The following is a 16,208-nucleotide window of genomic DNA, read 5'->3' as shown; positions in this document are numbered from 1 at the left end:
GGGCCGACCGAAGCGTCCGTGGACGTCACCGCCGGCCAGATCCTCCCCGGCGCCACCGCCGTGCCCATCGGCCGCCCGGTGTGGAACACGGTGACGTACGTGCTGGACGCGGCGCTGCGCCCGGTGCCGCCCGGGGTGGCGGGGGAGCTGTATCTCGCCGGGGCGCAGCTCGCCCGGGGCTACCTCGGCCGCGCGAGCCTGACCGCCGAGCGGTTCACGGCCGACCCGTACGGGCCCGCCGGAAGCCGGATGTACCGCACGGGCGACCTGGCCCGATGGACCCGGGACGGTGAGCTGGAGTACCTGGGCCGGGTCGACGACCAGGTCAAGCTGCGCGGCTTCCGGATCGAACTCGGCGAGATCGAGGCGGTGTTGGCCGCGCACGAGACCGTCGCGCACGCCACCGTCCTCGTCAGGGACGACCGCCTGGTCGCCTACGTCGTCCCGGTCGGCGCCCACGACACGTCCCGCCTGCGCGCCGCACTGTCCGCCACCCTCCCCGCCCACATGGTCCCGGCCGCCGTCATCCCCCTGGACGTGCTCCCGCTCACCCCCAACGGCAAACTGGACCGGCGGGCCCTGCCCGCGCCCGACTTCGCCGCCGAGGTCACCGCGACCCAGCCGCGCACCCCCCGCGAGGCCCTGCTGTGCGAGCTGATCGCGACCGTCCTCGGGCTCGAACGGGTCGGCCCCGACGACGACTTCTTCGCCCTCGGGGGAGACAGCATCGTCGCCATACAGTTGGTCGGGCGGGTGCGTGCGGAGGGCCTGACGATCACCCCGCGTGACGTCTTCCGGCACAAGTCGGCCGCCGGACTGGCCGCCGTCGCCGAGGACTCCGTACGACGCCGGGACACGGCCGACGAACCGGCCGCCGTGCTGCTCGACCTCACCGCGGACGAGCGGGCCGAACTCCCCGACCACGCCGACCTGTTGCCGCTGTCGCCGCTCCAGGCCGGTCTGCTCTTCCACGCCGCCCTCGACTCGGGCGACGCGGGCCCGGACGTCTACACGGTCCAGGTGTCGTACGACATCGAGGGCCCTCTGGACACCGAACGGCTGCGCGCCGCCGGGCAGGCGCTGCTCGACCGGCACGACAGCCTCCGCTCCGGCTTCCGGCACCTGTCCACCGGCCGCCCGGTGGCCGTCGTACCCCGCACGGTGGCCCTGCCCTGGCGCCACCTCGACGCCCCTGAACAGGAAAGCGGCTGGGAGCGGCTGCTCGGCCAGGAGCGGCGCCGCTTCGACCCCGCCGAGCCGCCACTGCTACGGCTGCTCCTCGCCCGGACCGGCCCGGACCGGCACCGGCTCGTCCTGTCCCACCAGCACCTGCTGCTGGACGGCTGGTCGGTGCCGCGTCTGATGGCCGAGCTGTGGGAGCTGTACGCGGGGCGGGAACTCCCCGCGCCCGCCCCCTACCGGGACTATCTGCGCTGGCTCGCCCGCCAGGACATGGCCGCCTCCCGGTCCGCCTGGGGCGAAGCCCTGGACGGCCTGGCCGAGCCCACGCACCTGGTCCCCGCCGACCCGAACCGGCCCGCGGTCGTGCCGCGCACACACACCGTGCACGCGGACGCCGGGCTGACCGAGGCGCTCACCGCGCTCGCTCGGAGCAGGGGCGTCACCGTCAACACCCTGGTGCAGGCGGCCTGGGGACTGCTGCTGTCCCGGCTGACCGGCCGCGACGACGTGGTGTTCGGCGCCACCGTGGCCGGACGGCCGCCCGAGCTGGACGGCGTCGAGTCGATGATCGGCCTGTTCATCAATACCGTGCCGGTGCGCGTCCGGCTCCGGGACGACGAGCCGGTGGGCGCCTTCCTGGACCGGTTGCAGGAGGAGCAGTCCCGGCTCCTGGACCACCAGCACCTGGGCCTGGCCGACATCCAGCGCGGCGCGGGGCTCGGCGAGCTCTTCGACACGCTGGTCGTGTTCGAGTCGTACCCCGTCGTCGAGAGCGAGGGGGACGGCAGCGGACCTCGCGCGACCGTCCGGGACCACGAGGACTCCACCCACTACCCGTTCGCGTGGGCCGTGGAGCCCGCCGAACGGCTGCGGCTGACCGCCGAGTTCCGGCCCGACCTCTTCGAGGAGACGACCGCCCGGCGGCTCGTGCAATCGATGCTCACGCTGTTCGCGGCCATGACCGCCGACCCCGAACAGCCCGTCGGACGGCTCGACATCCTCACCCCCGCCGACCGCCGCACCCTCCTGGAGACCTGGAACGACAACGCCCTCCCTGCCGGACCAGGCACCGTTCCCGCGCTCTTCGAGGCGCAGGCCGCGGCCACCCCGGACGCGATCGCCGTCACCGACGCGGACGTCACCTGGACCTTCGCCGAGCTGAAGGCGCGCGCCGACCGGCTCGCCCGGGTGCTGGCCGCCGAGGGCGCCGCTCCCGAACGGATCGTGGCCCTCTCGCTGCCCCGTACGGCCGACCACATCACCGCGATCCTGGCGGTGCTGAAGGCCGGCGCGGCCTATCTGCCCCTCGACGCCGACCTGCCCGCGGAGCGGATCCGCGACCTGCTCGCCGACGCGCGCCCGGCGCTGGTCCTCACCACCGCCGAACTGGGCCCCACGCTCCCGGAGACCACCGTCCGCACCCTGCTGCTGGACGCGCTGGACGACGTACCCGGGATCGAGCCGACGGCGCCCGACCCGGACCATCCGGCCTACGTCATCTACACCTCCGGCTCGACCGGGCGGCCCAAGGGCGTGGTCGTCACCCACCGCAGCGTCGCCAACCTCTTCCACAGCCACCGGCACGACCTGCACGACCGGGCGAAGGAGCTGGCCGGCCGTCGGCATCTGCGCGTCGGCCATGCCTGGTCGTTCTCCTTCGACGCGTCCTGGCAGCCGCAGCTGTGGCTGCTGGACGGGCACGCCCTGCACATCGCGGACGACGAGACCCGTCGCGACCCCGAACTCCTCACCGCGCTCATCCGCAGCCAGAAGCTGGACTTCATCGAGGTCACCCCGTCCCTGCTGGCCCAGATGGCCGACAACGGCCTGATCGGGGAGGACGGCGACTGCCCGCTGGCCGTGGTCGGCTTCGGCGGCGAGGCGGTCCCGGACGCGCTCTGGTCCCAACTGGCCGCCCTGCGTGCCACGGAGGCGTTCAACCTCTACGGTCCGACCGAGGCCACCGTCGACGCCCTGGTCGGCAGGGTGGCGGACAGTGCCACCCCGGTCGTCGGGCGCCCGGTGCACAACTCCCGGACATATGTGCTGGATTCGGCGCTGCGCCCCGTACCTCCCGGTGTCACGGGCGAGTTGTACCTCTCCGGCGCCGGACTGGCACGCGGCTATCTCGGCCGGCCCGACCAGACGGCCGAGCGGTTCGTGGCCGATCCGTTCGGACCGGCGGGCGCCCGGATGTACCGCACCGGCGACCTGGCCCGCTGGACGGAGGGCGGACAGCTGGAATACGCGGGACGCACCGACGACCAGGTCAAGATCCGCGGCTACCGGATCGAACTCGCCGAGGTCGAGGCGGCCCTCGGCTCCCACGCGGGCGTCGCCCAGGTCGTGGTCACCGCCCGCGAGGACCGGCCCCGGGTCAAGCAGCTCGTCGGGTACGTGGTGGCGGCCGAAGGCAGCGCGGCCGCCGACCCGGCTCAGTTGCGGGCGCATGTGGCCGCCGTACTGCCGGAGTACATGGTTCCGGCCGCCGTGGCGGTCCTCGACCGGCTGCCGCTGCTGTCCAACGGCAAACTCGACCGCAAGGCGCTGCCCGCGCCGGACTTCACCGCGCTCGTGGGCGGCGGCCGGCAGCCCGGGAACGACATCGAGCGCGCGCTGTGCGCGGTCTTCGGCGAAGTACTGGGGCTGCCCGCCGAAGTCGTCGGCGCCGCCGGAGACTTCTTCGCCCTCGGCGGCAACAGCCTCGTCGCCATGGAGCTGGTCGGCCGGGCCCGTGCGGCGGGCCTGGGGATCACCCCGCGCCAGGTCTTCCAGCACCGGGACGTGGCCGCGCTGGCCGCCGTCGCCGTCCCACTGGACCCGGCGGGGGCGGTCCGCGGGCACGACGACGGCGCCGTCCCGCTCACGCCGATCATGCACGCCCTGCGCGAACGCGGTGGCCCCATCGACGGATACCACCAGGCCGCCCTGCTCCAGACCCCGGCCGCCCTGGACGAGGCCGGACTGCTGGCGGTCCTGCGGGCCGTCGCCGACCGGCACGACATGCTGCGCGCCCGGCTCGACCGTACCGACGGCGCGCGGTGGACCCTGTGCGTACCCGCCGCCGACACGGTCGACGTGGCGGAGTGGTTCGTCCGCGCCGATGTGGCCGGCGCCGACGACACGGCCCTGCGCGCGGTGATCGCCGAGCAGGCGCGCGTCGCCCGGGACCGGCTCGCCCCGGATGCCGGGGCGATGGTGCGGGCGGTCTGGTTCGACGCGGGCCCCGAGCGCCCGGGACGCCTGCTGCTGCTCGTCCACCACCTGGTGGTCGACGGCGTCTCCTGGCGGATCCTGCTGCCGGACCTGGCCGCCGCCTGGGCGGCGGTCGCGGCGGGCCGCACGCCCGACCTGGCCCCCGTCGACGTGTCCTTCCGCCGCTGGTCGCACCTGCTCGCCGCGCGCGCCGCCGACCCCGTACGCGAGGACGAACTGCCGCTGTGGCGTTCGGTCCTGGCCGACGGCGCCGGTCTGCCGCAGTCCCGGCCGCTCGACCCGGCCCGGGACACCGTCGCGTCCACCCGGCATCTGTCCCTGACCCTGCCCGCCGACCGCACCGCCCCCCTGCTCGGCAAGGTGCCCACGGCCTTCGGCGCCAGCGTCAACGACGTGCTGCTGACCGCGTTCGCCCTGGCCGTCGCCGACTGGCGGCAGCGGGGGACAGGGACCGGGGGCAACGCGGTGCTGGTGGACCTGGAGGGCCACGGCCGGGAGGCGGAGCTCGCGTCGGACGCCGATCTGTCCCGTACGGTCGGCTGGTTCACCAGCGTCGTCCCGGTCCGGCTCGACCTCGGGGAGATCGACCTGGCGGACGCCTTCGCAGGCGGCCCGGATCTGGACCTGGCGCTCGCCCGGATCAGGGACCACCTGACCGCGCTGCCCACCGCGGGCATCGGGCACGGCCTGCTCCGCCACCTCAACCCGCGCACCGGACCCGAACTGGCGCACCTCGACGCACCGGGCATCGAGTTCAACTACATGGGCCGCTTCGACCACCCCGAGGCCGCCGACTGGTCCTACGCCGTCGAGGGCGACGCCGCCGATCTCGGCGCCGACCCGGGCCTGCCGATGGCGCACGCCCTCACCGTCAACTCCCTCACCGAGGACCACCCCGGGGGCCCGGAGCTCAGCGCCCACTGGGCCTACGCCGACGGGCTGCTGACGGAGGAATCCGTCCGGGACCTGGCACAGACCTGGTTCCGGGCCTTGGAGGCCCTGGTGGACCGCGCAGGCCGATGACACCCCTGACGTACACATCCAAGACAGTGGGAGGAACCAAGAGATGAGCAGCAACCCGTTCGAGAATCCCGAGGGCGTCTACGCGGTCCTGGTCAACGACGAGGGCCAGTACAGCCTCTGGCCCGACTTCGTCGAGGTCCCCGCCGGGTGGACGGTCACCCACGGCCCCGCCCCGCGCCAGGAGTGCCTGGAGCACATCGAGGCCAACTGGACGGACATGCGCCCCAGGAGCCTTGCCGAGCGCGGCCGGTAGGAGCACGAGCGAGGGGGCCGGTACGCGGATCCGCGTACCGGCCCCCAGCCTTTTGGCTCGCTGTCAGGAAGTGGGCTGCTCCACCTCGGTGTCCGTCTTGCCGTCGACCGCCGCCGCGAGCTGCGGCGCCAGTCGCTCGATGACGTACGGCAGGCTCAGCACGGTGACGAACGAGAAGGCCTTGCCGTAGTCGCTCCCCTCCTCGATGAACACCTCACGCCCCTCCTTCGCGACGGTGAGGTTCTTGTACGTGTTGTCCTCGTGCAGCTTCGCCGGGTCCTTGGTGAGATCGGGCACCGTCCACACGGTGACGTCGGTGTCCAGCAGATCCGTCCGCTCCTTGCTGATGTTGGCGCCGAACTGGTCGCCGATGCTCTTGTCGAGATCGGTCGGCAGCTTGAAGCCCAGCGAGGTGAGCGTGCGGGAGCGGGAGTCCTGGCTGCCGAAGACGAAGAAGCCCTCGTACGGGGTGGCCACCACACTGCCGGCGTCCTTGAAGGCGGGGTTCGCCTTCGCCGCCGCCGCGAACTTCGCGTCGACACCCTCGACAAGCTTCTTCGCCTCGGCCTCCTTGCCGAGCGCCTTGCCGATCGACTCGGTCTGCTGCTGCCACGGGATGCCGTAGTCGTTGTACTCCTTCGGCTGGGCCACCACCGGGGCGAACTTCGACAGGCTCTCGTACTGGGCCTTCGTCAGCCCGCCGTAGAGGGCGAGGATCAGATCCGGCTTGAGGGCCGCGATCTTCTCCACCTGGGGGCCGGTGCCGGTGTCCTTGAGGAGGGTCGGCGCCTTCGCCGAGCCGAGCTTGTCCTTGGCCCAGGGTCCGATGGCGCCGTCGTAGCCGCCGAGCCAGTCGGTGGTGCCGACGGGCACCTTGCCCAGCGCGAGCACGGCGTCCTGGTCGGTGAGGCCGACCGTGAAGATACGCTGCGGCTCGGACTTGATGGTCGTACTGCCGAACTTGTGCGTGAGGGTGACGGGGAAGGCACTGCCGGCGGAGCTCTTGTCCGACTGCGAGGAGGCGGAGTCGGAATCCGAGTCGGAGGAGCCGCACGCGGCCACCGAGCCGACGAGCATCAGGACGGAAGCGAGCAGTCCGGCGAACCGGGGGGCTCTCTTGGCGCGGAGCATCGGGTGATCCTTCTGTTCGGTCGTGTGTGAGCGGGGTGCGGGGGGTTGGTGGTGGCGGATCAGGGCCGGGTACTGCGGTTCTCCGACCAGGCTTGCCACAACGCCGCGTAAGGACCGTCGGCGGCGCGCAGTTCGTCGTGGGTGCCGCTCTCGGCGACCCGGCCGTCCTCCATCACGATGATCCGGTCCGCGGCGGCGGCTTGGCTCAGGCGGTGCGCGACGACCAGCGCGGTGCGGCCCTCGAGTGCCCGCTCGGCACCCTGCTCCAAGCGCTGGGCGCCGGAGCTGCCCGCCTCGGCGGTGGCCTCGTCGAGCACCGCGACCGGCGGATCGGCCAGCACCAGGCGGGCCAGGGCGAGTTGCTGCGCCCGGTCGGCGGTCAGCCGGTGGCCGCCCTCGCCCACGATCGTGGCGAGCCCTTCCGGCAGGGCCTCGGCCCAGCCGAGGGCGCCGACCCGGTCGAGGGCCTCGCGCAGCTCCTCGTCGGTGGCCGCAGGCCGGGCCAGTCTCAGATCGTCGGCGAGCGGTCCGGCGAAGACATGGACCTCCTGGGTGACCAGCGCCACCGTGCGGCCGGACTCGTCCGGCTCGGCGCCACCGATGCGCACGGTGCCGACCGATGGGCGATGCACACCGACGACCAGTTTGGCGAGGGTGGTCTTTCCCGCGCCGCTGGCACCGACCAGGGCCACTTTCTCCTTGGGGCGCAGCGCGAGGTCGACGTCGTGCAGTACGGGGCGGCCCGGCACGTAGGAGTGTCCGAGCCCGGTCACGGTGACGGTGGCGTCGGAAACGGGCCCCCGGTCGACGGTGTGCGGCACCGGTTCGTCGACGACGCCGACCAGCCGGGCCAGGGCCGCTGTCGCCGACTGGGCGTCGTCGAGCAGTACCAGAGCGGTGTTGACCGGCCCGAACAGACTGTGGAAGTACAGTGCGGCGGCCGTCGCGGTACCGATCGAGGTGGAGCCGCCGCGCACCAGCAGGAAACCGGTCACCAGGACGGCCGCGAGACCCGTGTACTCGGCCAGGTGCAGCCGGCTGTAGAAGCGCAGCACCAACTGCACGCCCCGCATGGTCAGTTCGACCGCGGTCCTGGAACGCGCGGTGACCCGCTCGGTGTGTTCGGCCTCCATCCGGTACGCCCGTACCGTGCCCGCCCCGCTGATGGTGTCGAGGAGCTGCTGCTGCTGGGCCCCGGTGGCGATGCGCTCCTTCGCGTACAGCGGGGTGGCGTTGCGTACGTACCAGCGGGCGGTGTGGGCCTGCACGGGCACCGCGAGCAGCGCGGCGAGCAGGAAGCGCCAGTCGAGCAGGGCCAGCGCGCCGAGGGTGAGCACGATGGACAGCGCGGAGCCCGCCAGTTCGGGCAGCGCGGTGCGCACCGCGTCGGTGACCCGGGAGACGTCCCGGGTGACGCGCGCGTTCAGATCGCCCGAGCCGGCCTTCTCCAGCCGGTCGAGCGGCAGCCGCAGGGCGCGTTCGACGAACCGCTCGCGCAGTTCGGCCAGTACGGTCTCGCCGAGCCGGGAGACCAGCGACCGCCCGAGCGCGGCGGCGATGCCCTGTGCGACGGCGACGGCGACCAGCAGCAGCACGGGCAGCGTGAGGTCTCCGGCCGGGCTGTGGTCGGTGACGAGGTCGATGATGCGGCCGAGCAGCGGCTGGGTGAGCAGTCCCACGCCGGTGGCCAGCACCATCACACCGAATCCGGCCCAGGCCAACGCCCGGTGCGGGATGAGCAGTTCACCGACGGCGGCCCGGGTGCGGGCGGGGGTGGCGGTGGGCAGCAGCTCGGGGGCCCCAGGGTTCGACGGGGTCGCGTCGGGTTGTGCGGTGGTCATGCCAGCACCGTCTTCCGGTACGCCGCGTCGGCTCGTACGAGATCGGCGTGCGGGCCGTCGGCGGCGACCCGGCCGGCGTCCAGGAGCACCACTCGGTCGGTGACGGCGAGCAGTGCTGGGCTGTTGGTGACCAGGAGCGTGGTGCGGGCGTGCCGGAACGCGCGGACGCCGTCGGCGATCCGGGCCTCGGTGACGGCGTCCACGGCGGTGGTCGGGTCGTGGACGACGAGCACGGGCCGGTCGGCGCCCAGCGCGCGGGCGAGGGCGACGCGCTGGCGCTGGCCGCCGGAGAGCGAGCGGCCCCCTTCACTGACCTGGGTGGCGCTGCCGTGCGGCAGGGCCCGGGCGACCTCGTCGGCCGCCGCGGCGGCCATCACCCGCTCCCTGCGGTCGCCGGTGCCGATGTTGTCGCTCAGGGTGCCCTCGAACAACGCGGCGTCGTGCGCCGCGACCAGCACCGCGGTGCGCAGCTCGGCCGGGTCGAGGTCCGACAGCGGTACGCCGTCGAGTTCCACCACACCCGCCTCAGGGTCGTCGGTGCGGCCGAGGCAGCGCAGCAGAGCCTCGGCGGCGGCCGGGTCGGTGCTGGCGACTCCGAGCAGTTCGCCGGGTGCGACGGTCAGGTCCAGTTCGCGCAGCCCACCGAGGCTGACTCCGCGCAGCCGGAGCGCGCCGCGCACCGGGGCGGACAGCGGCCGGTCGCCGGGGAAGACGCCGGGGGCGGCGGCGAGGACGTCCGCGATCCGGGCCGCGGAGGCCCGGCCCTGGGCGAACTCGGTGTTGACCCAGGCCAGTACGTCGAGCGGGCCGAGGAGGAACAGGGCAAGCCCGAGCGCCGAGACCAACTGCCCCAGCGTGATGTCCCCTTCGACGGCGAGCCGCCCGCCGATCAGCGCCACCAGCGCGATGAACCCCCCGGTCAGTGCGAGCACCACACCACGCTGCCAGGCCTCGGCGCGGGCGGCGCGCAGCGTGGCGGCCAGCGAATCCCGGCTGGTGCGCCGGTAGCGGTCGACGGCCGCGGCCTGCGCGCCGATGCCCTTGAGTACCCGCAGTCCGGCGACCAGGTCGGCCGCGACACCGGAGGCGTGGGCGGCCCGCTCCTGCTCGGCCTCGCTGCGGCGTTCCAGCGGCTTGCTGAGCAGATGCCCGAGCCAGAGCAGGACGGGCGTGCCCAACAGGACGACCAGGCCGAGCGGTACGGAGATCAGCAGCAGCGCGACCGCGCTGACGATCAGACCGGTGAGGGCCGAAGTCCCCAGCATGACGGCCATGTTGACCGCGCCGACCCGCTTGGCGTCCTCGGTGGCGATGTTGGCCAGCGCGCCCGGAAGTCGTCCGCTCTCGGCCCCGCCGCGCGGATCGAGGACGCGTCGTACGAGGTCCACCCGCAGTGTGTGCGCGGCCTGTTCGGCCGCTCGCTCCCCGGCCCGCGCCCCGAAGCGGAAGCTGAAGGACAGTCCTACGTACATGACGGCGAGTACGGCGAGCCAGCGCACCAGCGCCCCGGTGTCGCCCGCCGCGACGCCCTGGTCGATCACGATGCCGATGAGCACCGGGACCAGGGCCTCGCCGAGTTGATGGGCGGATCCGAGGAGCGCGGCGGTGGCGACCGCGCGCCGCTGTCCCGCGACCGTCCGCGCCAGAACGGTTCGCCCTGACGGTTCCTCAACTCCCATCGGCCGCACCCTCCGGAACCAGCCAGAATGAAATTTAGGTAAGGCTAGTCTAAGTGGGAGCCTCCAGGTCAAGGCTCTCGTCCATGGCGGATGGTGCGGTGACGGGTCCGGTGACGGGTCCCTCACGGGTCCGATCGACCTGGGTCAACTGCGGGCGGTGAGATAGCCGCCCATGGAAGTGAAGTAGTCGGTCGCGGGCATCTCTTCGCCGTCCTCCGTACGGATGCGCGTGATGGCGAGTCCGTGATGGCGCCCCGTGCGCGCGTCGGCTCCGGCGACGATCACCACCCCGTCGCCCTCGCGGTAGAAGATCCGGCCCGGAGTGCCGCCGTAGCGGCCGGTGGACACGACCGCCGCCAGGATTTCGAGGCGCTTGCCCCGGTGATAGGTGAACGCGCTCGGATACGGGGCGGACTGGGCGCGCACCAGACGTTCGAGGTCTTCGGCGGGCCAGTTCCAGTCGATGCGGATGTCCTCGGCGGACCGCTTGTGGAAGAAGCTCGCACGGGAGCGGTCCTGCCGGGTGAACTCGGTCTGCCCGGAGGCGATCAGGCGGAGGGCCTCCGTGGTGACCGGGGCGATCAGGTCGACCGTCTTGTGGAACAGGTCCGTCGCGGTGTCCCTCGGCCCCACGGTCACCGCGTGCTGGGCGACGATGTCGCCGGCGTCGAGTTCCTCGTTCATCATGTGCGCGGTGACGCCGACTTCCTTCTCGCCGTTGATCAGTGCCCAGATCAGGGGGGAGAACCCGGCGTAGGCCGGCAGCAGCGAGTCGTGCACGTTGAGGGTGCCGTGGCGGGGCAGTTCGAAGATGCGCGGGGGGATCCAGGTCCGCCAGTTGTTGGCCACGATGACATCGGGCGCGGCCTCTTCGAGTGCGGCGAACAGTTCCTCGTCGTCGGGCCGCTTGCGGATCAGCACCGGCACACCGTGCTCGCGGGCCAGGTCGGCGACCGAATCGCTCCAGATCTTCTCGTACGCGTGCTCGCTCTTGGGGTGCGTCACGACCAGTGCCACGTCGTGCTCGGAGTCCAGGAGCGCTTTCAGGGTTCGATGGCCCCAGGTCTGATAGCCGAACATGACGACCCGCATGCGGTTCCTCCTCGGGCTGAATGAAGAGCAGCGCCAAGTAAAGCAAGGCTTGCCTAAGTGGGCAATGGTGACAGGGGTCGCGGGTCACGTTAGCCTCGCCCCACCATGACGGGAACGCTGTGCACGAGGCTCACGAACGCCCACATCATCACCATGGATCCGGACCGCCCCGTCGCCCATGACCTGGGGATCTGGCACGGCCGCATCGCGGGCCTGGACGAGGCGGTGACCGGACTGCCCGCGCGCAGGGTGGTCGACCTCCAGGGCGCCACGGTGCTGCCCGGTTTCATCGACAGTCATGTGCATCTGGCGTGGACGGGATTCAAGGCGAACACCCCGACCGTTGCCCCGTGTACGCGGGTCGACGACGTGCTCGACGCCGTGGCCGCGGCCGTCGCCCGCAGCCCGCACGGCGCCTGGGTCAGCGTCGCGGGCTACGACCAGCGGGCACTGGGACGCCATCTGACCGCCGCGGAGCTGGACAAGGTCAGTGACGGCCGCAAGGTGTTCCTGCTGCACGAGTCCGGACACGCCTGCGTCGTCAACAGCGCGATCCTGAACCGGCTCCCCGCCGATGTCCCGCACGAGAACGGCTTTCTCGCCGAGGGCGCCATGGGTGCCGCACGCAGGCTCCGCGACCCGTACACCCAGGAAGAACTCGCGGACGCCATCGTGCGAGCCGGCCGGATCTGCCGGGCCGAAGGGGTGACGGCCTGCGCCGAAGCGGGCATCGGCGGCAGGCTGTTCGGCCACGGGCCCATCGAACTGGCGGCCTATCAGCTCGCGCGGGAGCAGGGCCGCCTGCCGCTGCGGGTGCAGCTGATGATCGCGGCGGACGTACTGCATCCGATCGGGCCACCCGGCGAGAACCATGGACCCCGGGCGCTCGACCTCGGCCTGCGCACCGGATTCGGCGACGACTGGCTGTCCGTGGGAGCGCTCAAGGTCTACACCGACGGCGGCATGATGGCGCGCACGGCCGCACTGAGCAGCCCGTACGAAGGCATGGGACATGCCGGGCAGTTGCAGGAGGACCCGGAACTCCTGATCGATACCATCGTCAACGGTCACCTCGGCGGCTGGCAGCTCGCCGTCCACGCCATCGGCGACCGCGCGGCCGATCTCGCACTGGACGCGCTGGAGCGGGCGCAGCGCCTCCGGCCGCGCCCCGGCGCCCGGCATCGCATCGAACACGCGGGCCTGATCCGGCCCGACCAACTGCCCCGCTTCGCGCGGCTCGGCGCGATCGCGGTGGTCCAGCCCAACTTTCTGCGGTACTTCGGCGACGACTACGCGTCGATCATGGGTAAGGAGCGGGCCCCGTGGCTGTACCGGGGCAAGGGCTTCCTGGACCAGGGCATCACGCTGGTGGGCAGTTCCGACCGGCCCGTCGCGGACGGTTCGCCCTTGCGGGCCGTTCAGTTCATGGTCGAACGTGCCTCCGAGTCCGGTCGGCTCATCGGCGCGGACGAGGCCATCGCGGTCGACGACGCCCTGCGCTCCTACACCGTCGGCGGGGCCTTCGCCTGCCACTGGGACGACCGGGCGGGCAGCCTCACCCCGGGCAAGCGGGCCGACCTGGTGGTGCTGGGGGACGACCCGCGGCGCGTCGATGTCGCCCGCATCGGTGACATCGAGGTGGTCACGACGCTGGTGGACGGCCTGGAAGAGTAACCACATCTGATGTGACGCACGTCACTCCAACCTTCCGGAACTCGAGCCCCGGCACTCCCGACTCCTGAAGATGGAAGAGTTCCCCCAATCCTCCTCCGGCGTGGATTCCATGCTTCGGAAACTGCTGCCCCCGCCCGCGCTCTGCGGCTTCCTCCTGCTGCTCGCGCTCATGTTCACGGTGTCCTACGCCGTCGGTGCCGCGGCCGGTCCGGTCGCGCCCGGCCTGCACGGCACCAGCACGGGCGGCGACGGAAGCGGCGGGGGCATGGAGGACATGGACATGCACGGGAGTGGCGGCTGATGGACACGGAAGCGGCGACCGGTCCACTGGTGACCACCGACCTCACCGTCGGCGGGATGACCTGCGCGGCGTGCGTGCGACGGGTGGAGAAGCGACTCGGCAAACTCGAGGGAGTCACCGCGACGGTCAATCTGGCCACCGGTCGCGCCCACGTCAGCCATCCGCCGCACATTCGCCCCGCCGAACTCGTCGCGACGGTCGAGCAGGCCGGATACACGGCCGCGCTGCCCGAGCCTGCCCCAACGCAGAAGGGCAAGGCGGGCAAGGTGGGCCAGGCGGATGAGGAGGAGCCGGAGGGCGCTCGGCTGGAGCGGCAGCGGCTGCTGGTCACGGCACTCCTCGCCGTACCCGTCCTCGTGCTGTCGATGGTGCCCGTGCTCCAGTTCCGCAACTGGCAGTGGCTGTGTTTCGCGCTGACGGCTCCGGTCGCGGTGTGGAGTGCCCGGCCGTTCCATGAACGGGCGGTGCGGGGGCTGCGGCACACGACGGCGACCATGGACACGCTGGTGTCGCTGGGCGTGATGGCGTCCTTCTTCTGGTCGGCGTACGCGCTCTTCCTCGGCGGAGCGGGTGATCCCGGGATGCGGATGCCGTTCAGTCTGCTGCCGTCCGCGGCGGACGGTACGGCGCACGTCTATCTGGAGGCGGCCGTCGGGGTGCCGCTGTTCGTGCTGACCGGGCGGTTCCTGGAGGGGCGGGCGCGGCGGAGCACCGGGGCGGCTCTGCGGTCCCTCGCCGGGCTTGCGGCCAAGGAGGTGTCGGTACGCGAGAACGGGGTCGAACGGCTCGTCCCCATCGAGGAGTTGGGGCTGGGGCAGGTCTTCGTCGTACGGCCCGGTGAGCGGGTCGCCACCGACGGGACGGTCGTGGAGGGCAGCTCCGCCGTGGACCTGTCCCTGGTCACCGGGGAGAGCGAGCCGGCCGAGGTCGGGCCCGGCTCGGCGGTGGTGGGCGGCGCCGTGAACGTCGGCGGACTGCTCCTCGTCCGCGCCACCGCGATCGGCGCCGACACACAACTCGCCCGGATCACCCGGCTGGTGACCGATGCCCAGGCCGGCAAGGCGCGGGCGCAGCGGCTGGCCGACGCGGTGGCCGGGGTGTTCGTGCCGGTCGTCCTCGCGCTCGCCGTCACCGTCCTCGGCTTCTGGCTCGGCGCCGGAGCCGACCCGCAGGCGGCCGTCACCGCGTGCGTGGCCGTGCTGGTCGTGGCCTGCCCCTGCGCGCTGGGCCTGGCGACCCCGACCGCGCTCATGGCCGCCACCGGACGCGGCGCGCAACTGGGCGTCCTGGTCAGTGGTCCGCAGGCGCTGGAGGCGTTGCGGCACATCGACACCGTCGTCCTGGACAAGACCGGCACCCTCACCTCCGGCCATATGACCGTCGCCCGCGTCACCGCCGTACCGGACGGGCTCGGGCGGGAGACGGTGCTGCGGCTGGCCGGTGGCGTGGAACAGGGCTCGGAGCATCCGCTGGGCCGGGCGATCGTTTCGTACGCGCGGCGGGAGGGGCCCGAGCTGCCGTTGCCGGAGCCGAGCGAATTCAGCGCAGCGGTGGGACGCAGAGTCCGCGGCCGCGTCGAGGGCCGCCTCGTCGAAGTCCTGGCGCCCGAGGACGAACTGCCCGCCGCCCTGGCGGACGCGCTCCCGGCGGCCGAGGCCGCCGCGCACACGCCCGTCCTGGTCCGGGTGGACGGCGTGGCCGAGGCGCTGATCGAGATCGGCGACGTGGTACGGCCCGGCAGCTACCGGGCGGTGGAGCGGCTGCGGCGCCTCGGCGCGTATCCGGTGCTCGCCACCGGCGACCGGGAGGCACCGGCCCGCGCCGTCGCGGCCGCGCTCGGCATCGAGGAGGTGCACGCCCGCTGTTCCCCCGAGGACAAGGCCGAACTCGTACGGAGGCTGCGGGCGGACGGCCGCCGGGTCGCGGTTGTCGGGGACGGTGTGAACGACGCCGCGGCGCTGGCCGGCGCCGACCTCGGCATCGCCATGGGCGGCGGCACGGACGCGGCGATCGGGGCCGCCGACGTGACCCTGGTGCGCGGCGACATCGAGGCGCTGGGGGACGCCGTACGACTCGCGCGGCGCACCCTCGGCACGATCCGCGCCAACCTGCTGTGGGCGTTCGGCTACAACGTCGTGACCGTGCCGCTCGCCATGGTGGGCCTGCTCAACCCGATGGTGGCCGCGGCGGCGATGTCGGCGAGCTCGGTGCTCGTGGTCGGCAACAGCCTGCGGCTGCGCGCCTGGCAACCATCGCCCGCGCGGAAGGCTCGGAGTCGCCGCCGATGACCGAACACCTCTGGCGTCCCACCCGACGCCGGCTCACCGACACCCTGCTCGCCGCGCTCGCGCCCGTCGCCGCGTGCGGCGTCGCCCTCGGGGGCCTGACCACCTGGGTCGGCTCCGGCAACGCCGGCAACCCGCCGCGGATCGAGGTCACCGCCGGGCGCGTCTTCCTTCCCTACGGCGACAACCGGGACACCACCGCGTTCTTCCGGATCTCCAACTCCGGCGACGCGGACGACCGGCTCGTCGGAGTCTCCTCGTCCGCCACGGGCGGCGGTGACATCGCGCTCTCGCGGCACGGCACCACGGGCGGCGGGAGGGCGTACCGGGAGCCGGTGGACTCGGCCCTCGTCCCGGCGCACGCCGGCCTCACCATGTCTCCGCACGGTCTCGACACGACGGTGCGAGCCAGGGCGGGATGGCGTGCGGGCGACCTCGTGCCCTTCACCCTGACCTTCCGGCACGGTGGGCGGATCAAGGTCCTGGCGGTCGTGGTCCGCCCGAGCGACGACCCCCTGTGACCTCGACGTG

General features: G+C 72.8%; 10 protein-coding genes. 6 read left to right on the top strand and 4 right to left on the bottom strand.

Annotation, left to right across the window (positions count from 1 at the left end; genetic code table 11):
• The coding region (locus tag ACX28W_RS36155) for an amino acid adenylation domain-containing protein (RefSeq protein WP_459004233.1) at window positions 1-5,421 on the top strand (5,421 nt) is incomplete at its 5' end.
• 43 nt (window positions 5,422-5,464) lie between these two features.
• Window positions 5,465-5,674 (top strand): MbtH family protein, encoded by a 210-nt coding sequence (locus ACX28W_RS36150; RefSeq protein WP_362067570.1) that lies wholly within the window; start codon window positions 5,465-5,467, stop codon window positions 5,672-5,674.
• Between the two features lie 63 nt (window positions 5,675-5,737).
• On the opposite strand, the gene ACX28W_RS36145 is transcribed toward ACX28W_RS36150, so the two are convergent.
• From ACX28W_RS36145 to ACX28W_RS36130, 4 genes are all read right to left on the bottom strand, one after another.
• Entirely contained in the window at window positions 5,738-6,805 is a 1,068-nt protein-coding gene (locus ACX28W_RS36145) for an iron-siderophore ABC transporter substrate-binding protein (RefSeq protein WP_459004232.1), read from the bottom strand.
• Window positions 6,806-6,864: 59 nt separating this feature from the next.
• Entirely contained in the window at window positions 6,865-8,646 is a 1,782-nt protein-coding gene (locus ACX28W_RS36140; protein ID WP_459004231.1) for an ABC transporter ATP-binding protein, read from the bottom strand.
• A complete protein-coding gene (locus ACX28W_RS36135) occupies window positions 8,643-10,325 on the bottom strand; it encodes an ABC transporter ATP-binding protein (RefSeq protein ID WP_459004230.1) in 1,683 nt (560 codons plus the stop codon). Before ACX28W_RS36135 ends, ACX28W_RS36140 begins: the two co-directional genes overlap by 4 nt.
• Before the next feature lie 144 nt (window positions 10,326-10,469).
• Window positions 10,470-11,417: a methionyl-tRNA formyltransferase gene (locus ACX28W_RS36130; protein WP_459004229.1), complete on the bottom strand. Its 948-nt coding sequence runs from the start codon at window positions 11,415-11,417 to the stop codon at window positions 10,470-10,472.
• 105 nt (window positions 11,418-11,522) lie between these two features.
• Between ACX28W_RS36130 and ACX28W_RS36125 the strand changes: the two genes are divergently transcribed.
• The 4 genes from ACX28W_RS36125 to ACX28W_RS36110 all read left to right on the top strand — a co-directional run bounded on the left by ACX28W_RS36125 (window position 11,523) and on the right by ACX28W_RS36110 (window position 16,198).
• Window positions 11,523-13,091, top strand: a complete 1,569-nt coding sequence (locus ACX28W_RS36125) for an amidohydrolase (RefSeq protein ID WP_459004228.1) — start codon at window positions 11,523-11,525, stop codon at window positions 13,089-13,091.
• 70 nt (window positions 13,092-13,161) lie between these two features.
• Complete coding sequence (locus ACX28W_RS36120; protein WP_459004227.1) at window positions 13,162-13,392, top strand: hypothetical protein; 231 nt, start codon at window positions 13,162-13,164, stop codon at window positions 13,390-13,392.
• Window positions 13,392-15,680 (top strand): heavy metal translocating P-type ATPase, encoded by a 2,289-nt coding sequence (locus tag ACX28W_RS36115; RefSeq protein WP_459004226.1) that lies wholly within the window; start codon window positions 13,392-13,394, stop codon window positions 15,678-15,680. The genes ACX28W_RS36120 and ACX28W_RS36115 overlap by 1 nt, the downstream gene beginning before the upstream one ends.
• Window positions 15,677-16,198 carry a copper chaperone PCu(A)C gene (locus ACX28W_RS36110; RefSeq protein WP_459004225.1) on the top strand — a complete coding sequence of 174 codons (522 nt, stop codon included), beginning with the start codon at window positions 15,677-15,679 and terminating at the stop codon, window positions 16,196-16,198. Before ACX28W_RS36115 ends, ACX28W_RS36110 begins: the two co-directional genes overlap by 4 nt.
• The last annotated feature ends 10 nt before the right edge of the window (window positions 16,199-16,208 follow it).

Source organism: Streptomyces sp. SD15 (genome assembly GCF_054462255.1).
The sequence above is the reverse complement of the archived record's forward strand: the minus strand, read 5'-3'. Positions and strand labels throughout refer to the sequence as shown.